At 73.6% G+C, this 18,784-nt stretch carries 17 protein-coding genes; 7 read left to right on the forward strand and 10 right to left on the reverse strand.

Translation table 11 applies throughout. From position 1 onward, the window contains the following. Nucleotides 1–31: 31 nt before the first annotated feature. On the reverse strand, nt 32–820 hold the full coding sequence (locus tag DEJ46_RS01765; RefSeq protein WP_150263799.1) for an SDR family oxidoreductase: 789 nt from the start codon (nt 818–820) through the stop codon (nt 32–34). After that, nucleotides 817–2,010 carry an acyl-CoA dehydrogenase family protein gene (locus DEJ46_RS01770; RefSeq protein ID WP_150263801.1) on the reverse strand — a complete coding sequence of 398 codons (1,194 nt, stop codon included), beginning with the start codon at nt 2,008–2,010 and terminating at the stop codon, nt 817–819. Before DEJ46_RS01770 ends, DEJ46_RS01765 begins: the two co-directional genes overlap by 4 nt. Nucleotides 2,011–2,055: 45 nt before the next feature. Here DEJ46_RS01770 and DEJ46_RS01775 point away from each other — a divergent pair, with 45 nt between their 5' ends. From DEJ46_RS01775 to DEJ46_RS01795, 5 genes are all read left to right on the forward strand, one after another. Continuing rightward, nucleotides 2,056–2,919 (forward strand): enoyl-CoA hydratase, encoded by an 864-nt coding sequence (locus DEJ46_RS01775; protein WP_150263803.1) that lies wholly within the window; start codon nt 2,056–2,058, stop codon nt 2,917–2,919. Beyond that, the gene (locus tag DEJ46_RS01780; RefSeq protein ID WP_150263805.1) at nt 2,919–4,088 is read left to right on the forward strand and encodes an acyl-CoA dehydrogenase family protein; all 1,170 of its coding nucleotides are present in this window, start codon (nt 2,919–2,921) and stop codon (nt 4,086–4,088) included. Before DEJ46_RS01775 ends, DEJ46_RS01780 begins: the two co-directional genes overlap by 1 nt. Continuing rightward, a complete protein-coding gene (locus DEJ46_RS01785) occupies nt 4,088–5,080 on the forward strand; it encodes an acyl-CoA dehydrogenase family protein (protein WP_150274008.1) in 993 nt (330 codons plus the stop codon). Before DEJ46_RS01780 ends, DEJ46_RS01785 begins: the two co-directional genes overlap by 1 nt. Before the next feature lie 146 nt (nt 5,081–5,226). Further along, the gene (locus DEJ46_RS01790; RefSeq protein WP_150263807.1) at nt 5,227–6,279 is read left to right on the forward strand and encodes an MFS transporter; all 1,053 of its coding nucleotides are present in this window, start codon (nt 5,227–5,229) and stop codon (nt 6,277–6,279) included. Continuing rightward, a complete protein-coding gene (locus DEJ46_RS01795) occupies nt 6,276–7,373 on the forward strand; it encodes an acyl-CoA dehydrogenase family protein (protein WP_150263809.1) in 1,098 nt (365 codons plus the stop codon). The genes DEJ46_RS01790 and DEJ46_RS01795 overlap by 4 nt, the downstream gene beginning before the upstream one ends. Before the next feature lie 10 nt (nt 7,374–7,383). Here DEJ46_RS01795 and DEJ46_RS01800 read toward each other — a convergent pair whose 3' ends face one another. Together DEJ46_RS01800 and DEJ46_RS01805 are read right to left on the reverse strand one after the other, a co-directional pair. Then, a complete protein-coding gene (locus tag DEJ46_RS01800; protein ID WP_150263811.1) occupies nt 7,384–8,577 on the reverse strand; it encodes an MFS transporter in 1,194 nt (397 codons plus the stop codon). A 144-nt stretch (nt 8,578–8,721) separates the two neighbouring features. Continuing rightward, nucleotides 8,722–9,837, reverse strand: a complete 1,116-nt coding sequence (locus DEJ46_RS01805) for a chitinase (RefSeq protein WP_150263812.1) — start codon at nt 9,835–9,837, stop codon at nt 8,722–8,724. 165 nt (nt 9,838–10,002) lie between these two features. Here DEJ46_RS01805 and DEJ46_RS01810 point away from each other — a divergent pair, with 165 nt between their 5' ends. Next, nucleotides 10,003–10,566 carry a HutD family protein gene (locus tag DEJ46_RS01810; RefSeq protein WP_150263814.1) on the forward strand — a complete coding sequence of 188 codons (564 nt, stop codon included), beginning with the start codon at nt 10,003–10,005 and terminating at the stop codon, nt 10,564–10,566. Nucleotides 10,567–10,612: 46 nt separating this feature from the next. Here DEJ46_RS01810 and DEJ46_RS01815 read toward each other — a convergent pair whose 3' ends face one another. The 3 genes from DEJ46_RS01815 to DEJ46_RS01825 all read right to left on the reverse strand — a co-directional run bounded on the left by DEJ46_RS01815 (nt 10,613) and on the right by DEJ46_RS01825 (nt 14,023). Then, nucleotides 10,613–11,491 carry a YhjD/YihY/BrkB family envelope integrity protein gene (locus DEJ46_RS01815; protein WP_150263816.1) on the reverse strand — a complete coding sequence of 293 codons (879 nt, stop codon included), beginning with the start codon at nt 11,489–11,491 and terminating at the stop codon, nt 10,613–10,615. 65 nt (nt 11,492–11,556) lie between these two features. Next, nucleotides 11,557–11,967: an SHOCT domain-containing protein gene (locus DEJ46_RS01820; RefSeq protein WP_150263817.1), complete on the reverse strand. Its 411-nt coding sequence runs from the start codon at nt 11,965–11,967 to the stop codon at nt 11,557–11,559. A 61-nt stretch (nt 11,968–12,028) separates the two neighbouring features. After that, nucleotides 12,029–14,023 (reverse strand): SpoIIE family protein phosphatase, encoded by a 1,995-nt coding sequence (locus DEJ46_RS01825; protein WP_150263819.1) that lies wholly within the window; start codon nt 14,021–14,023, stop codon nt 12,029–12,031. A 289-nt stretch (nt 14,024–14,312) separates the two neighbouring features. Between DEJ46_RS01825 and DEJ46_RS01830 the strand changes: the two genes are divergently transcribed. Beyond that, entirely contained in the window at nt 14,313–14,984 is a 672-nt protein-coding gene (locus tag DEJ46_RS01830; RefSeq protein WP_150263821.1) for a DUF5701 family protein, read from the forward strand. Nucleotides 14,985–15,086: 102 nt separating this feature from the next. On the opposite strand, the gene DEJ46_RS01835 is transcribed toward DEJ46_RS01830, so the two are convergent. The 3 genes from DEJ46_RS01835 to hppD are packed head-to-tail and all read right to left on the reverse strand — an operon-like array spanning nt 15,087 to nt 18,654. Continuing rightward, on the reverse strand, nt 15,087–16,415 hold the full coding sequence (locus DEJ46_RS01835) for a PLP-dependent aminotransferase family protein (RefSeq protein WP_150263822.1): 1,329 nt from the start codon (nt 16,413–16,415) through the stop codon (nt 15,087–15,089). Next, nucleotides 16,412–17,524, reverse strand: a complete 1,113-nt coding sequence (locus tag DEJ46_RS01840) for an alpha-hydroxy acid oxidase (protein ID WP_317852159.1) — start codon at nt 17,522–17,524, stop codon at nt 16,412–16,414. The genes DEJ46_RS01835 and DEJ46_RS01840 overlap by 4 nt, the downstream gene beginning before the upstream one ends. Next, nucleotides 17,521–18,654 carry a 4-hydroxyphenylpyruvate dioxygenase gene (gene hppD, locus DEJ46_RS01845; protein ID WP_150263824.1) on the reverse strand — a complete coding sequence of 378 codons (1,134 nt, stop codon included), beginning with the start codon at nt 18,652–18,654 and terminating at the stop codon, nt 17,521–17,523. Before hppD ends, DEJ46_RS01840 begins: the two co-directional genes overlap by 4 nt. Nucleotides 18,655–18,784: the final 130 nt, after the last annotated feature.

Consider the following 18,784-nt stretch of genomic DNA (forward strand, 5'->3'; position numbering starts at 1 on the left):
CTCCGCTCTCCGGCGGCCGGTCATCCTCGGCTCACGGATGCTGGCTGCTGACCGAGACGACCTCGCCGGTCAGGTACGAGGAGTAGCCGCTGGCGAGGAACACGATCACGTTGGCGACCTCCCACGGCTCGGCGTACCGTCCGAAGGCCTCGCGGGCGGTCAGCTCCTCCAGGAGCTCGGGCGTGGTGACCTTGGCCAGGTGCGGGTGCATGGCCAGGCTCGGGGAGACGGCGTTGACCCGCACCCCGTACTCGGCGGCCTCCAGGGCGGCGCAGCGGGTGAGCGCCATGACGCCGGCCTTGGCGGCGGCGTAGTGGGCCTGGCCCTTCTGGGCGCGCCAGCCGACCACGGAGGCGTTGTTGACGACGACGCCGCCGCTGCCCGCGGCCTTGAGGCGGCGGAGTGCGGCGCGGGTGCAGCGGAAGGTGCCGTTGAGGGTGACGTCGAGGACCTTGTCCCACTGTTCGTCGGTCATGTCGACGAGGTCGGCGGTGCCGCCGAGGCCGGCGTTGTTGACCAGGATGTCGAGGCGTCCGTGGCGCTCCTCGGCGAGGTCGAGGAGGGCGGCGACCTGGGCCTCGTCGGTGACGTCGCAGGGCAGTGCGGCGACCCGGTCGGCGCCGAACTCCGCGGTCAGTTCGGCCTCGGACTCCTTCAGCCTGCGGGCGTGGGCGTCGGAGAGGACTACGCGCGCGCCTTCCTCCAGGAGCCGTCGGGCGGTGGCGCCGCCGATCCCGGCGCCGGCCGCGGCGGTGACGACGGCGCTCCGGTCGGCGAGCAGTCCGTGCCCCGGGACGTAGGGGGGTGGTGTACGGGTCACGGGCGGACCTCCTTGGGCAGGCCGAGGACGAGCTCGGCGATGATGTTCCGCTGGATCTCGTTGGAGCCGGCGTAGATGGTGTCGGAGCGGGAGAAGAGGTAGAGCCGCTGCCAGTCGGTGAGGTCGTACGGTTCGCCGGCCGCGAGCATGCCGTCGGCTCCGCAGACGTCCATGGCGAGTTCGCCCAGCTCGCGGTGCCAGGTGGCCCAGAAGATCTTGCCGATGGAGGCCTCGGGGCCCGGGGCTCCGGCCGCGACGCCGCCGAGCATGCGCAGGGCGTTGAAGCGGATGGTCTCCAGGCCGATCCAGGCCCGGGCGATCCGGTCGCGGATCAGCGGGTCCGTGGCGGCGCCGTTGCGCCGGGCCAGGGCGATGACGGCCTCCAGTTCACGGCGGAAGCCGACCTGCTGGCCGAGGGTCGAGACGCCCCGCTCGAAGCCGAGGGTGGCCATGGCCACCTTCCAGCCCTCGCCGGGGGCTCCGACGACGTGCGCCGCGTCCGTCCTGGCCCCGTCGAAGAACACCTCGTTGAACTCCGAGGTGCCGGTGAGCTGGACGATCGGCCGGATGTCGACGCCGGGCGCGCGCAGCGGGACGAGCAGGTAGGACAGGCCCTGGTGGCGGGTCGATCCTCCCCCTCGCTCGGCTGGGGGGACCCCCGGCTCGGTGCGGGCGAGGACGAAGCACCAGTCGGACTCGTGCGCCTGTGACGTCCAGATCTTCTGGCCGGTGACCACCCATTCGCCGCCGTCCCGCTCGGCGCGGGTCCGGACGTTGGCGAGGTCCGACCCGGCGTCCGGCTCGCTGTAGCCCTGGCACCACAGTTCCTCGACGGCGACGATCGGGGGGAGGAAGCGCTCGCGCTGCTCCGGTGTGCCGAAGGCGATCAGGGTGGGGCCGAGGAGCTGTTCGCCGATGTGGCCGACGCGGGCGGGGGCGTCGGCGAGGGCGTACTCCTCATGGAAGGCGACCTGCTGTTCCAGGCTCGCGCCTCGTCCGCCGTACTCCTTCGGCCAGCCGACGCAGGTCCATCCCTCGGCGGCCATGTGCCGTTCCCAGGCGAGGCGTTCGTCATGGGCCTCGTGCTCCCGGCCGGGTCCTCCGCGGCCGCGCAGGGCGGCGAACTCGCCGGTGAGATGGGAGCGCAGCCAGCTGCGGAACTCTGCGCGGAACTCCTCGACGTTGCTCATGGCCGTACGTTAACCTACCAAACACTTGTTAGGGAAGGAGGGCGGATGTCCGCTGCCCGCACCACATCCATATCCACGGAGCCCGTCCGGTACGAACGGCTCGGCCCCGTCGCCGTCGTCACGATGGACCGGCCCGATTACCGCAACGCCCAGAACTCCGCGATGACCTACGCCCTGGACCGGGCCTTCTACCGCGCGGCCGACGACAGCGAGGTCAAGGTCGTCGTGCTCGCCGGGGCGGGGAAGCACTTCTCCGCGGGCCACGACATCGGCACCCCCGAGCGGGACGCGCACCTGCCGTTCGAGCGCAGGGCCGGGCTCTGGTGGGACCACTCGGACAAGGAGGGCGCGGAGAGCCGCTTCGCCCGGGAGTCCGAGGTCTATCTGGGCATGTGCCGGCGCTGGCGCGAACTGCCCAAGCCCATGGTCGCGTCCGTGCAGGGCGCCTGTGTCGCGGGCGGCCTGATGCTGGCCTGGGTGTGCGACCTGATCGTCGCCTCCGAGGACGCCTTCTTCGCCGACCCGGTCGTCCGCATGGGCATCCCCGGCGTCGAGTACTTCGCCCACCCGTGGGTGATGCCCCCGCGCATCGCCAAGGAGTTCCTCTACACCGGCGACCGCATGAGCGCCCGCCGCGCCTACGAGGTCGGCATGGTCAACCGCGTGGTCCCGCGCGAGGAACTGACCGACCGGACCATGGAACTGGCCGCCAGGATCGCCGAGATGCCGCGCATGGGCCTCGCGCTGGCCAAGCGCGCGGTCAACCAGGCCGAGGACCTCCAGGGCATGCACACCGGCATGGACTCCGTGTTCGGGCTGCACCACCTCGCCCACGCGCACAACGCCGAGACCGCCCCCGACGCCCTGGGCGGCATGGACATCCGGGCCATGAAGGAGGCCGGAGCCTGATGGACCTCGACTTCACCGCGGCGGAGGACGCCTTCCGGGCCGAGGCCCGCGCCTGGCTCACCGCCCACGTGCCCGCCGTCCCGCTGCCCTCCCTGGAGACGGCCGAGGGCTTCGCCGCCCACCGGGAATGGGAGCGGACCCTCTTCGCCGACCGGTGGTCGGTCGTCTCCTGGCCCGAGGAGTACGGCGGCAGGAGCGCCCCGATCCTCCGATGGCTGATCTTCGAGGAGGAGTACTACGCGGCCGGCGCGCCCGGCCGGGTCAGCCAGAACGGCATCAACCTCCTCGCCCCCACCCTCTTCGAGCACGGCACCGACGAGCAGCGCGCCCGCGTCCTCCCCTCCATGGCGTCCGGCGAGGTCATCTGGGCCCAGGCCTGGTCGGAGCCGGAGTCCGGCTCGGACCTCGCGAGCCTGCGCTCGACCGCCGTCCGCACGGACGGCGGCTGGCTCCTGAGCGGCCAGAAGACCTGGTCGTCACGGGCGGCCTTCGCCGACCGCGCCTTCGGCCTCTTCCGCAGCGACCCGGAGACCGGCCGGCCGCACCAGGGCCTGACGTACCTGATGTTCCCTCTGGACGCGGCCGGCGTGACCGTACGGCCCATCGGGCGGCTCGACGGCAAGCCCGCCTTCGCCGAGCTCTTCCTCGACGAGGTCTTCGTCCCCGACGAGGACGTGATCGGCGCGCCCGGACAGGGCTGGCGGGTCGCCATGAGCACGGCGGGCAACGAGCGCGGGCTCACCCTGCGCAGCCCCGGCCGGTTCACGGCCGCCGCCGAGCGGCTGACGGGGCTGTGGCGGGACGGCGCCGACCCGTCCGACACCGCCCTGCGCGACCGGGTCGCCGACGCGGTCGTCGCGGCCCGCGCATACCGGCTCTTCACCTACGCCAACGCCTCGCGCATCGCCGCCGGGGAGTCGATCGGCGCCGAGTCCAGCCTGAACAAGGTCTTCTGGTCGGAGCTCGACATCGCGCTCCACGAGACCGCGCTCGACGTCCTCGGCCCGTACGGCGAGCTGTCCGACGAGGCCACGGAGGCGCCCGCCCACGGCAGTTGGGCCGAGGGCCACACCTTCTCCCTGGCCGGTCCGATCTACGCGGGCACCAACGAGATCCAGCGCGACATCATCGCCGAGCGGCTGCTCGGCCTGCCGAAGGGACGCCGGTGATGCGGTTCCTCCTCGACGACGAGCAGCGGGAGTTCGCCCGCTCGCTGGACGCCATGCTCACGGCGTCCGACACCCCCGGGGCCGTACGGGCCTGGGCCGCCGGCGACACCACGCCGGGCCGCGCCCTCTGGTCCCGGCTCGCCGAGGCGGGTGTCTTCGCCCTCGCCGTGCCGGAGCCGTACGACGGTCTGGGCCCCCTGCCGGTCGAACTGGCCGTGGCCTTCACCGAGCTGGGCCGCCACGCGGTCCCCGGCCCGCTCGTCGAGACGGTCGCCGCCGCCGCGCTGCTCGACCGCCTCGGCGACCAGGACGCGGCGGCGGCGTGGCTGCCGCGGATCGCCGCGGGCAAGGCGGTGGTCTCGCTGTGCGTGCCGGCCGTGGGAAGCCCGTACGCCCTGGACCCGGACGCGACCGACGCCGTCCTCGTCGTGGCGGGCGACACCCTCCTCCTGACGGAGGAGTCCGGGCCCGTCCAGCCGTCCGCCGACCCCGCGCGCCGGCTGGCCCGGCCCCTCGGCGGCACGGTCCTGGCGCGGGGACCCGAGGTGGCCGCCGCCGCCGCGCACGCCGCCGACGTGGCGGCCCTGGTCACCGCGGCCCAGGCCCTGGGCCTCGGCCGTGCGCTGCTCGACCGGACCGTGGCGTACGTCAAGCAGCGCACGCAGTTCGGGGTCGCGATCGGCTCGTTCCAGGCGGTGAAGCACCGCCTGGCCGACACGCTGATCGCCCTGGAGTTCGCCCAGCCCCTTCTCCACTCGGCCGCGCTGGCCCTGACCGGGCCGGACGGCCCGTCGGCCGGGCGCGAGATCGCCGCGGCGAAGGTCGCGGCGGGCGACGCCGCCTACGCCGCCGCCCGCGCGGCCCTGCAACTGCACGGCGCCGTCGGCTACACGGACGAGCTGGACCTGTCCCTGTGGATCCGCAAGGCCCGTCCCCTGCGCGAGGCCTGGGGCACCCCCGCCGCCTGCCGCGCCCGCGTCCTCACCCCCTGACGCCACCGGCTCGCCCGCCCGGGACCCTGCGCCCGTCAGGGCGAGCCGCGCGCCTGACGTCCTGCGTGCCACGTCACCGCGCCACTCGACACGCGCCACCGCTCACCGCTGTCCGATTCCCCCTCCCCACCGCACCCGGGAGCCTCATGAACTCCGCACCGTCCCCGCACTCCCCCGAGCACTCCCCCGCGAGACCGTCGGACCCCGCGCTCCTGCGCAGAGTGGCGCTGTCCAGCCTGCTCGGCACCGTCATCGAGTACTACGACTTCCTGCTCTACGGCACGATGGCGGCGCTCGTCTTCGGCCCGCTCTTCTTCCCCGAGTCCGACCCCGGCGTCGCGACGATCGCCGCCTTCGGGACGCTGGCCGCCGGCTATGTCTCACGGCCGCTCGGCGGCGCCGTCTTCGGGCAGTTCGGCGACCGGTTCAGCGCCGTGCTCCTCGCCGTCGGGCGGTACGTGCGGGTGAGCATCACGGAGAGCCCGCTCTTCCGGCAGGCGGCGGCACGGACGGAGGGCGCGGGCAGGGAACTCGGCCTGCCGCAGGCGCAGGTGCTGCGCAGGCCCAGGAACCTCGTCCTCGCCTGTGCCGTGGGCATCGGCCCGTTCGCCCTGACAGCGCTGATCAGCACGTACATGCTCACCTACGCGACGGCCATCGGGTACGCCACCTCGGAGGTGATGACGGGCCTCGTCCTCACCTCGGTCACGGGCCCGGTGACGATTCCGCTGTTCTCCGCGCTCTCCGACCGCGTGGGCCGGCGGGCCGTCGTCCTGGGAGGCGCGGCCGGCGTCGTCCTGCTCGCCTTCCCGGTCTACGCCCTGGTCGACGCCCGGTCCCCCGCCCTGCTCGTGCTCGGCATGGTCCTCGGTCAGGTGGTGCAGTCCGCGATGTACGCGCCCCTGGGCCCGCTGCTGTCCGAGCTGTTCGGGACCCGTGTCCGCTACACCGGGGCCTCCCTCGGCTATCAGCTGGCCGCGCTGATCGGCGGCGGGTTCACCCCCTTGTTCGCGAGCAGCCTGCTCTCGGATGGGGCACGGAGCGCGCCCCTCGCGGTGCTGGCGCTCGTCTGCGGTCTCGTGACGGCGCTGGCCGTGTGGCGCACGGCCGAGACCCGGGGCCGGGACCTGTCGGAGGAGGACCCGGCGCCGCCGAGCCGTATTCATGTCGAACCAATGGGAAAGGAGCAGAGCGCATGAGGCTGACGGAGGAGCACGAGGAACTGCGGTCCGCCGTACGGGCGCTGCTCGGGCGCCATGCGGGGGACGCGGCCTGGCGTCCGCTGACCGAGCAGATCGGGGTCGCTGGGCTGGCCGTCCCGGAGGAGTACGGCGGCGCGGGCTGTGGGGCCCTTGAGGTCCATGTGGTGATGGAGGAACTGGGGCGGGAGCTGAGCCCCGTGCCGTACCTCGGCTCCGCCGTGCTCGTGGTGCGGGCGCTGCTCGCCTCGGGCGACTCGGCGGTCTGCGCGGAGCTGCTGCCGGGCCTGGCCTCGGGCGCGGTGGTGGGGGCCCTGGCCTGGGCGGAGGGCGGTTCCTGGGATCCGGCGGCGGTACGGGCCGAGGCCGCGCCCGGGCCCGGCGGCGGCTGGCGCATCACCGGGGTGAAGGACCACGTCCTCGACGGCGCCGCCGCGGACGTGCTGCTCGTGGCCGCCCGGACGGCGGCGGGCGTCTCGCTCTTCGAGGTGCCCGGGGGCGGTCCGGGCGTGGACCGGGCGCCGGCGGTGACGATGGACGAGAGCCGGGTTCAGTCGCGGCTGTCGCTCGCCGGAGCGGAAGGACGGCTGGTCGGGGCCGACGGCGACGGCGAGCGGGTGCTGCGGCAGGTCCTGGACCTGGCCTGTGCGGCGCTCGCCGCCGAGCAGGTCGGCGCCGCCTCGCGCTGCCTCGAACTCACCGTCGCCTACGCCGGGGAGCGCGTCCAGTTCGGCCGGCCCATCGGTTCGTTCCAGGCCGTCAAGCACCGGCTCGCGGACGCGTACGTCCTGGTCGAGTCGGCGCGTTCGGTCGCGCTGGGGGCCTCCTTCGCTGCGGCCGAGGGCGCGGGGCCGGCGGAGGCGGCCCGCTGCGCGGCCGCCGCCAAGTCCGCCTGCTCGGAGGCCTTCTCCGTGGTGGCGGGCGAGATGATCCAGCTGCACGGCGGCATCGGCATCACCTGGGAGCACGACGCCCACCGCTACTTCAAGCGCGCGCACGGCTCGTCCCAGCTCTTCGGCCCGCCGGCCTGGCACCGCGCCCGCCTCGCGGACGGCCTGGGCCTCGGCCTGGCCTCGGCGGCGGCACCGCTGTGACCACCGGCGGTCAGGGGCGCTCCGCCCGCGCCGGCCGACGGACCAGGTAGGCGGCGGCGGACGCGACCAGCAGCAGCATGCAGGCGATGAAGACCAGACCCGCCCGGTCGAGTCCGAGCGGGTCGGCCAGGAGTCCCACGCCGATCACCGGGATCGAGATGCCCGTGTACGCGACGACGAAGAGGGTCGAGATCACCGCCGCGCGCCGGTCCGCCGGCGCCGCGGCGGCGACGGAGGACAGCGCCGCGCGGAAGGCGAGGCCCTGCCCAGCCCCGCCGACCACGGCCGACAGGACGACGAAGACGAGGAGGTCCGTGGAGAGGGCCACCGCGAGGAGGGAGAGGCCGGCGAAGAGCACGGCGCAGCCCAGGGGTAGGGAGCGCGCCACCCCGACGCGGTCGACGGCGAGCTGTCCCGCGGTGGAGGCGAAGAAGGCCAGGGCCACGACGAGGCCGCTGACGGCGTGGTTGTCCACGTGCAGGAAGCGGGCGAGGAAGGCGGGGCTGACGGAGGTGAAGACGCCGAAGAGGGCGAAGCCCACGAAGGACGCGATCGCCGCCGGCACGAACACCGCTCTCACCTGGGCGGGGAGGGCGGGCCGCTGGGGCCGCACGGCGGTCAGGGGCCGGCGCTCCCGCACGGTCTCGGGGAGCCACAGCAGGACGGCGGCGCTGACGACGACCAGGGCGAGGTGGACGGCGAACGGCAGGAGCAGCGGCTCGGGGGCGTACTCCGCGAGCAGGCCCGCGAGGAGCGGGCCGCAGCCCAGGCCCCCCATGTTGGCCGCGGTCGCCACGAGCGTCGCCCGGGACCGGCCGCCGGGCGGGGCGAGCTCCATGACGTAGGCGGTGGCGGCGCCGGTGAAGAGGCCTGCCGACAGGCCGGACAGCAGGCGGCCCGCGTACAGCCAGCCCACGGTGTCCGCGCCGAGGAAGCAGATCGCGCTCGCGGCGGAGAAGCCCAGGCCCCAGAGCAGTGTCGGGCGCCTGCCGATCGTGTCCGAGGCGTTGCCCGCGAGGAGCAGGACGCCGATGACCCCGAAGGCGTACACGGCGTAGACGACGGTGACCGTCAGCTCGGAGAAGCCGAACTTCTCCTGGTAGAGGGGGTAGAGCGGCGTCGGCAGGGTGGTGCCGGCCATGCACACGACGAACACGGCCCCGGCGAGCAGACACCTGAGCCAGGTCTGGCGTTCACCTTCCATGGCGCCGACCGTATCCCCACCGGCCGCCGCGACCGGGGCACGACCTGCGGAGAGCTCGACGGCGTCACCCCAGGGCAACCGGGCCCGACCCGGCCGTGACGGGGTCAGGTCGGGTCGGGGCGTCGCGGGGTGGGGGTCGTGGGGCTAGCGGCCTTGGAGGGCCTTGACGTTGTTGCCGAAGGTCCAGTTCTTCGACCCGTCCCAGTTCGCCGACCAGGTCATCAGGCCCTTGAGCGCCCCGCCGTAGTGGTTCCACGCCTGGGCCACGGTCGAGGATGCCATGTACCCGCCGCCCGCGCCGGGCTGGGCGGGGAGGCCGGGGACCTGCTTGTCGTAGGGCACGCGGATGGTCGTGCCCTGGATGACCAGGCCCCGGTTCAGGCAGTCGGTCTGGGCGACGAACCCGGCGACGGTTCCGGCGGAGTAGGAGTCGCCCGAGCAGCCGTACATGCTGCCGTTGTAGTACTGCATGTTGAGCCACCACAGGCGCCCGTTGTCGGCGTACTTCTTGACGATCGGCAGGTAGGCGCCCCAGATCGACCCGTAGGCCACGCTGCCGCCGGTGACGTACGCGGTCTCCGGCGCCATGGTCAGTCCGAAGCCGGCGGGCATGCGGGCGAGGACTCCGTCGATGATGTGCACGAGGTTGGCCTGCGAGGCGGAGAGGGTTCCGATGGAGCCGCTGCCGACCAGGCCGGTCTCGATGTCGATGTCGATCCCGTCGAAGTTGTACCTCTGCAGGATGGGCACGATCGTCGCGACGAAGCGGTCGGCGACGGCGCGCGAGCTCAGGTCGATGCCGGCGGCGGCGCCGCCGATCGACATCAGGATGGTCGCGCCCGCCGCCTTGGCGCGGCACATCTCGGCCGGGGTGGCCACGCGGACGGTGTTGTCCATGCCGTCCTCCCACAGCACGGTCCCGTCCGAACGGATCACGGGAAAGGCGGCGTTGATGACGTTGTAGCCGTGGACCGCGAAGCGCGGGTCGTCGATGGGCGCCCAGCCGAAGGGCGGGTGGACGCCGTTTGCCGCGCCGTCCCAGTTCTCCCAGTACCCCTGGAGCACCTTCCCGGCGGGCTTCGGTTTGAGGGCGCAGGTGTCGGCGGCGGACGCGGGTGCGGCAGCTGCCGCGGAGACGGTGGTGCGCGCGGGCCGCGCGTCGTCGGCGGCTGCGGCGGTACCGGGGGCGGCGAGGGCGGCGGCTGCGAGGAGGGTGACGAGCCCCGCTCCGAGGACACGGGGGATCCGAGGGCCTGGCATGCGTGCTCCTGGGGACGTGGGGGGGTGGTCCTAGGCATGGCGCGCGCTCCAGCAGACCGTAGGTTGGTCCAGACCTTTCGTCAACCACCCTCACCGCCACGGATCTTCCGCCGGCCTCGCCGTATGATCCACACCTCGCACAGGACGCAGGTCAGGAGCCCTCCCATGCACCACTTCGATGTCGAGACGCTGGCGGCGGGCCGGTGGCGCAACGGCGGGGGCGCGACCCGGCAGATCGTGTCGCGGCCCGCGGGCGACGATGACTTCGCGTGGCGTGCGAGCATCGCCGACATCGACCGGGACGGGCCGTTCTCGGTCTTCCCCGGCGTCGACCGGACGCTGACCCTGCTGGCGGGCGACGGCGTGCGGCTCACCTGCCCGGGGGTGTTCGACCGGCTTCTGGAGCAGGCGGGTGAACCGTTCGCGTTCTCCGGCGACCTCGCCCTCGACGCCGAACTGCCGGGTGGTACCTGCCGGGTGCTGAACATCATGGTGCGGCGCGGGGGCACGACGGCCCGGGTGGAGCGGGTCACCGGCCGGGTCGTGCCGCCCGCCGGACACGCCGGAGTCGTGTACGTCCTGGGCGGCCGCTGGCAGGCGGGCGTGGACGGGCCCGCCCTGGCACCCGGCCAGGGTGTGTGGTGGGACGAGGACGCCCCGGCCGGAGCGGTCGTACCGCACACGCCCGACGCGACCGCCCTCTGGGCGGATCTGACGCCGACGGGGTGACGGCGACCACCGCGGTCGGCACACCGAAGAAAGCATGCCGAGCTCGTCACGAGCGCTGCACATCATCCTCCCCGGCGGGAGGCGGCACCCCGCCCCCGCCCCGCATCACATACCGGTTCAAGGGCGGTTCCTCCGCGAGTACGGCTCCGATGGTGACCGCGAAGGTGACCGCGCCGCACACGACGATCAGCCACGACAGCATGACGAGGACGAGACCGAAGGCACCGTACGCGGCCACGGCCCGGTCGACCGCGCCGGGCACGTAGATCCGGGCGGTCAGACCGAGCGCGGTGGTGGCTGTGCCGGCGAGCACCGCGCCGGGCAGCAGGGCCAGCCAGGCGACGCGCTTGGCCAGGAGCAGGTGCTGGGTCCACAGCCAGACGCCGGTGGCCACCAGGAAGGTGAGGACGACGCCCACGATGGCCCCGAGGCCGAAGCCGTTCCTGATCGGAGCCTGGAGCACGACCACCAGCACCAGGACGAGGAGCCACACCACCCAGCGCCAGGCAGCGATCCGGGTCTTGGCCCTGGGCAGCCGCCACGCCCGCTCGCACACCCGGGCCATGGCCCGGCTGAAGCTCGTCGCCGACACGAGGGCCACCACCGCGCCGACCGCGCCGGTCGTCTCACGGACATCGTCGTCGTCGGTCGTGCCGTACAGGACCTGCTGGAGCTGCTCCTCGGACCGCCCGCTCAGGCCGAACATGGCGCCGAGAGAGTCGTTCAGCTGGTCACGGACGCCGAGCGGCGCGAAGGCCGCGAAGGCGAAGAGGAGAGGGACGGCCGCCAGGAACGCCTGCGCGGCGAGCCTGGTCCCCGCGTCCAGGAGGTTGCCGGACAGCAGCCGGCTCGTGAGTTCGGCCAGGACGGGGAAGCGTTGCTCGGCGCCCGCGCGCAGCCGCTCGAACCGCTGCTTCCACTCCATGCCGTCTCCTGCCCCTCCTGTCCGCTCGCCCGCAGTTTCGCGCCGGTCGTCCGCGCCGGTCGTCGTCAGACCAGGAGCTTCGCCCTGGCCTTCTGGAACTCCTCCTCGGTGAGCGCCCCCTTCTCCTTCAGTTCGGCGAGCCGCGAGAGTTCGGCGGCGCCGCCCCCGCCCGCACCGGACCCGGCCGGAGAACCGGCCGCCGACCTGCGGATGTAGTCCTGGAAGGCCGCCTCGGACTGCTTGGCCCGCGCCATCTCCCGCTCGGTCATGCCGGTGCCGCGCACGATGACGTAGACGAGGACGCCGATGAAGGGGAGCAGGAGGCAGAGGATCAGCCAGCCCGCCTTGCCCCAGCCGCTGAGCTCGTGGTCGCGGAACACGTCCGTGACGATCTTGAACAGCAGGAACAGCCACATGATCCAGAGGAAGAACCAGAGCATGGTCCAGAAGAGTTCGAGCAAGGGGTAGTCGTCCATCGCCGTCTCCGTCCCGAGGATCGATCTTGACCTTTTCGGGCAGTATCTGCGGTCTGTGCCGTTACGGCGACTCGGATGGGTCGGCTCGGAAGGCGATCATCGCCGTGTCGTCGCGGTGGTCGGAGAGGCTCTGCAGTCCGTGCAGCAGCTCGGGCAGCGCCGCCCCCCGGCGGCGGGCCGCCGCGCGGGCGAGCCTCCGCTGGCCGTCGGTGAGCGGGGCCGCCGGGGTCTCGACCAGGCCGTCCGTGTAGAGCAGGAGGGTGTCCCCCGTGCCGAGGACGCGGGTGTGGGTGCTGCGCGGGACGGTGAGGTCCACGCAGAGCGGCAGGTCCTCCTGCGTACCGTCGAGGAAGACCGGGTCGCCGTGGGCCGGGATCAGCAGGGGCGGCGGGTGACCGGCGTTGGACCAGCTCAGTTGCCACCGGAGGCCGGGCAGTCGCCGGAGCTGGGTGTGGACGGCCGTCGCGAAGGGCGCCGCGCCCAGTCCCTCGGCCGCCTCGTCGAACCGGGCGAGCACATCGGCGGGGGTGTCGCCGGGCCCCCGGCTGTAGGCCAAGGCGCGGAGCATGTTGCGCATCTGCGTCATCGCGGTCGCGGCGGCGAGGTCGTGGCCCACGACGTCACCCACGTCGAGGACGAGGGTGCCGTCGGGAAGCACGAAGGCGTCGTACCAGTCCCCGCCGATCTCGTTGGCGGAGCTCGCCGGCTGGTAGGAGGCGGCCAGGCTCGCCCCGGCGACGGCCGGCGGCCGGGTGAGCTGGGCGCGCTGGAGGGCGAGCGCGGTACGCCGGGCGCTCTGGAGGTCGAGGGCCTTGCGGATCGGCTGCTGGGCGTGATGGAGGACTTCGCGCAGCAGCTCCGTCTCGGTCGGACCGAGGGCCGGGGTGTCACCGTTGGTGCTGGTGGCCGCGTACCCGAGGACGACGTCGTCGACGACCAGCGGGATGAGGGTGACGCTCGTGGCCCCCGAGGCGGCGAGCCACCGTTCCGCGACGGCCGGCAGAAGCTCGGCCGGCACGGGGCCGCCGGCGGGGATGCCGAAGGTGCGGGGGACGCGGGACTCCAGGACCTCGCGGACCGTACGGGTGACGGTGACGCTCTGCCCGAGCAGGGCCGGCGGCGCCGGCAGCCCGGGACGGGTGGCGGAGGCGACCCGGCGGGCGGTGACCGGGGCGTGCTCGGGCAGCGGCCACTCCTCGTGGGAGAGCAGCAGGATGAGGCAGGCGTCGGCCAGTTCGGGCACGACGATCTTCACCACCTCGTCGAAGGCCTCCCCCAGGCTCTGCCCCGTGACGGTCGCGACCCGGGCGAGGAGCCGCTCCCGCAGCTGTGCGCGCCAGGTGTCCTCGATGTCGACGGTGGCGGCGATCCACTCGGCGACACGGCCCTCGCGCAGGACCGGGACACCGCGGGTGGACAGATGGCGGTACGAGCCGTCGGCGGCGCGCACCCGGAAGGTGCACTGGAAGGCGCCGCCGGTCCCGCCCGTCGCGGCGTCGCGCCAGCCCGAGCCGAGCCTCTCGCGGTCGCGGGGGTGGACGTGCGCGTACCAGCCCGAGTCGGCGCGCGGATGCCAGGGGACGCCGGTCAGCCGCTCCCAGCCGGGGACGATCTCCTCCATGGCCCCGTCGGCATGCATGACCCAGACCATCACCGACACGGCGGAGACCAGGGCCCGGTACCGCTGGAGGGCGAAGGTCTCGGTGGTGGTGTCCATCGCCACGACGAGGATCCCGTCGCCCTCCGAGGTCGTCACGGGGCTGCACGAGTACACGAAGTACCGCGACTGTTCCGGCGCGGCCGGGTCGGGTTCCCGCGCGCCGGTGACCTGGCGGGCCCGCCCCGTGGCCCGTACCTCGTCCAGGACCGACAGGAACCGCCAGGCGTCGGGGTCCGGGAACGCCTTCCGGGCGGGCAGCCCCACCTGCCGGGCGCCGAACATCCTCGTGAAGGCCGCGTTGGTGTAGAGGAGCCGGCCTTCGGGACCCGCGAGCAGCGCGACCGCGGCGACGGCACCGTCGAAGACCGACGGGTCCAGGGGCGGCGCGGGGCTCATCCCGGGCCGACCGGGACTCGCTCCGGGTCCGCCGGGGTGCGTCCCGGATCCGTCGTCACCACGGGTTCCAGCCTGCTGGAGCGGCGGCGGGGCGGCGAGGCGGGCCGACCCGATCGAGTGAGCTCCGGCAGCGGCGGCGCGGCACCGGCGGCTTACGGGGAGGCGGCGTACGGGCGGGGAGCGGCTTGCGACGGGGGCGGCGGGTGTCCCGCGTCGTGTCGGGAACCTCCCCGCAGGTCACGCCGTTGACGACAAGTCAGCCTCTCCGTAAATCGTACCGAGGAGTACCTTGCCCGAGATCTCGCCCTCCGCCGCCACCGTGCCCCCGCTCCCGCCGCTCGCCGCGCAGGCCGAGCGCCTGATCGAGCTCGGGGTGCACGAGATCGCCGGAGTCTCCGCCGACGCGCTGCGAGCCTTCGCCACCGAAGCGGCCGAGGCCGGAGGCGGCGAGGACGGGGACGCCCTGCTCGCCGTGCACCCGGACCGCGCCCCGGCCTCGGCACTCGCCCCGCTCCTCCGCCGCGCCGACAAGCCCGGCTTCGTCGTGGTCGACATGCCCGACGTCGACGATTTCGCCCCGTCCGGCATCGAGCTCCCCGACGCGCCGTTCTACCTGGTCACCGGCATCGACCGCGGGGACCACATGTCCAACTGGAGCCCGGACGAGGCGCTGCCCGCCCTCGCCAAGGAGGACCGCACCCCGCTCGTGCTCACCGAGGGCATCCACTGGGTGCTCCAGCAGCCGGCCGCCCTCGAACGCAACCTCTGCTTCATGACCATCGGCTCCCGGCTGCGCAAGGCGAACGGCGCCCTGGACGCCCGGACGCCCGCGATCTGGATCAGCAACGGCACGGGAAGGGACGGCCGCGAGCGGCGCGACGCCCCGAAGGTGGGCTGGTGCTGGTGGGGCAACCGCCACACCTGGCTGGGCTTCGCCTCGGCCACGGGCCGTGGGCAGTAGCCGCCACTGAACCCGGCAGGACCCGGCTGTCCTCTACACTGCGAGACATACCGCCCCGGTGGACTCCCCCGTACCACCGGGGCGGTTCTGTGCCCGGGATCGCTAGGAGCAGTCGCGTCGAGCGGCGGCGACGAACGCGGCGAAGCGGTCCAGGGCCTCGTCGACGTCGTCCGGGGCGACGGCGCTGCACGACAACCGCAGACAGCGCAGGGGCACGGCGCTGCCGTAGAAGTGGTGGAGCGGCGTCCACAGGACGCGGTGGTCGCGGGCCGAGCGCTCCAGGGCCTCGTCGGTCACGTCGAAGGGCACCTCGACCACGACGAAGAAGCCGCCCGCCGGGGTGTTCCAGCGGACCCCGGAGGAGGCCGGGAAGCGCGCGGCGAGCCCGTCGAGGAGGCGGCCCAGGCTCTCCCGGTAGACCTCGGCCTCCCGCCGTGTGGCCCGGACCAGGCTGCAACCGTGTTCGAGCAGGCGGCCTCCCACGACGGCCTGGGCGATGGGCGAGGTGTTGACCGTCACCATCGACTTGGCGCGGGCCAGCGCGTCGGCCAGATAGGGCCCTTCGTGCGCGGGCTGGTCGGCGACGGCGTAACCGATGCGCGCGCCCGGGAAGACGGTCTTCGAGAAGGAACCGAGGTGGACGACCCTGCGGTCCGCGTCCAGGGCCTTCAGGGTGGGGACCCGGTCCACGTCGCCGCCGAGCGGGAAGAGGCCGTACGGGTTGTCCTCCAGGATCAGGATGTCCTCGCGTGCGGCCAGGTCGAGCAGCGCGCGGCGGGCCGCCTCCGGCATGCGCAGGCCGGAGGGGTTGGCGTAGTCCGGGACGACGTACAGGGCGCGGGGATCGAGGCCGTCCGCGCGGACCTTGGCGATCCGGTCGGCCAGGTCTTCCAGGTCGACGCCGTCCCGGCCCTCGGCGACCGGGTGGACCGGCAGGTCGAGGAGGCGGGCGGCGCCGGTGACGCCGATGTAGGCCGGGTTCACGGCGAGCAGCACGTCCCGCTCGTCCCGGCGCAGCACGCGCAGGGTGAGGAAGAGTGCCTCCTGGCAGCCGGTGGTGACGAGGATCGCCTCGGGGTCGACGTGGATGCCCTCGTCGGTGGCGAGTTGACGGGCGATCAGCTCGTGGATGATGCCTTTGGTCCGGCCGTACTGGAGGAGGGTGCGGCGGACCTGCTCCTCGGCGCGCCCGGTCGCGGTGCGCAGGTGGTCGCTGTAGACGCGCAGGGCGCGGTGGATGTCCTCGACGTCGTAGAAGCCCTCGTGCGGGGTGCCGGCGGCGAGGGAGAGGGCGTCGGGGTGACGCCCGGCGACCTCGTTGAGGAAGTTCATCGAGGAGAGCAGCGGGTCGCCGACGGCGGGGTGGAGTGCGCCGGGGTCCGGTGTGACGGGGTGGGGTGCGCCGGGGTCCGGTGCTTCGGGGGTGGTCATCGGAGGTCACCGCCCTGAGCGCGTACGGTGCGGAGCCGCGCGGCCGAGGCCGGGTCGGGGCAGCCGGCCAGGGCGAGGGCGTTCTCCAGTTCCTCGCGGAGCAGGGTGAGGACCCTGCTGACTCCCGCCTCTCCCCCGGCGGCGAGACCCCACAGCACGGGTCGGCCGACGAGGACGCCGGAGGCTCCCAGGGCGAGGGCCTTCAGGATGTCGGTGCCGGTGCGGACGCCGCTGTCGAGGAGGATCCGGCTACGGCCCGCGACGGCGTCGACGACCGCCGGGAGCGCGTCGAGGGCCGGCAGCGCGCCGTCGAGCTGGCGGCCTCCGTGGTTGGAGACGACGATGCCGTCGGCGCCGTGGGCGGCGGCCCGGTCGGCGTCGGCGGGGTCGAGGATCCCCTTGAGGACGAGCGGCAGCCGGGTGTGGTCGCGCAGCCAGTCCAGGTCGCTCCAGGACAGGGAGGGGTCCACGACGCCGGCGGTCTGGGCGGCGATGGCACTGACCCCGTCCTGCGCGCCGCTCGGCACACCGTCGCGGCCGCGCTCGAAGTGCACGGCCGCGACCCCCTCGGGGAGGGTGAACGCGCCGCGCATGTCGGCCTGTCGGCGGCCCATGTACGGGGTGTCGACGGTCAGCATCAGCGCGCGGGCGCCGGCGGCTTCGGCGCGGGCGAGCAGTTCCTTGGTGAGGCCCCGGTCGCGCAGCCAGTACAGCTGGAACCAGACGGTGGCGCCGGTCGCGGCGATGTCCTCCACCGGAGTGCTGCTGAAGGTGCAGGCCGTGAAGGGGATACCGGCCGTGAAGGCCGCCCGGGCGGCGGCGAGTTCGCCGTCGGGGTGGACGGCGCGCTGGTAGGCCATGGGGGCGACGGCCAGCGGCAGGGCGGCGGGATCGACGAGGAGGGTGGCGGCGGTGCTGGTGGCGGAGACGTCGGCGAGGACACGGGGAAGGAGGTGGAGCCGGTCGAAGGCGGCCCGGTTGGCGGCGAGGGTGAGTTCACTGCCGGAACCGCCGGTGACGAACCGCTCCACGCCGACGGGTAGGACGGCCGCCGCGAGGGCCTCCGCGTCGGCGGGGGTGACCATCCCGTCGAGTATGCCGGGGGTCACCGGGCGTCCTCCGCGCGGATGCCGCCCTCGTGCTCGGCCTTCTCGGCCTGCACGGCCTCGTAGAGCGCGCGGACGTTGCCGCCGCCGAAGGTGTCGGCGCCGATCCGCTCGATGATCTCGTAGAAGAGGGTGCGCTGGGGGTGGACGGTGCGGGTGAAGATCTGGAACAGCTGGCCCGCGTGGTCCTCGTCGGCGAGGATCCCGGACTCGCGCAGCTCCTCGACGGAGTGGCGGCTCAGGTCGAGGCGCGCGGCGAGCGCCTCGTAGTAGGTGTCCGGGGTGGTGAGGAAGACGATGCCGCGCTTGTCGAGGCGGGCGACGGTCTCGACGATGTCCTCGGTGGCGAAGGCGAGGTGGTGGACGCCGCCGCTGCCATGCCGGGCGAGGAAGTCGCCTATGTGGCCGGCCTGGTGGTCGGGGCTCGGGGCGAGGACGGTGAAGGTCAGATCGCCGGCGGGACTGCGGACGGCCTTGGAGTCCATGGCCTCCTCGCCCTGCACCATCAGCTCCTCGTAGACCGGCTCGTAGCCGAAGACCCGCTCGTAGTAGCCGGTGGAGGCGGCGAGTTCGCCCGTCCTCACGGTCACGGCGACATGGTCGAGGACGGTCAGCGCGGGCGATTCGGCCGGCTGCGGGGCGAGTTCGGCGACCGGCACGAAACCGGGCAGCGGCAACGGTGTGCCGTGCGCCTCGGAATCGGCGGCCGGACGCTGCACGAGGGTGTGGTGGACGTCGTCGAATCCGGCGGCCACGCGAGCGGTGACCCAGCCGTCGGGGTGGCCTGCGGCCTCGTCCCGGAGAGTCGCTCCACGGGCGGTGACCTCGGCGAGCACCGCGCGCACGTCGGCGGTGGTCAGCGCGATGTCGGCTATGCCGTCGCCGTGGACGGCCGTGTAGGCGGCGGCCGGGTGGGTGGCGTCGAGGGCCTGGGTGACCACGAGGACGATGTCGCCCTGGCGCAGGGCGAGCGACCGGCTCGCACCCTCGGCGCCGACGCGCTCGGCGGTGGCGAACACCTGGAAGCCGTAACCGCCGGTGAACGCCTCGGCGGCGGCACGGGCGTCGGTGACGTACAGCTCCACATGGCTGACGAGCAGCGCGGAGGAGGAAGCGGTGACGGGGTGGGCCATGAGGACGGGTCCTTATGTACGGGGACGGTGCGGGCAGTTCGGATCCGCGAGGCCCGTGGGACGCGTTCGGTCCCCCGTGTCTCGACGCGATCGAGCCAATCCTGACTCCTCGCACCGATCAAGGCCAGCC

It is taken from the genome of Streptomyces venezuelae, assembly GCF_008642375.1.
Lineage (GTDB): Bacteria > Actinomycetota > Actinomycetes > Streptomycetales > Streptomycetaceae > Streptomyces > Streptomyces venezuelae_G.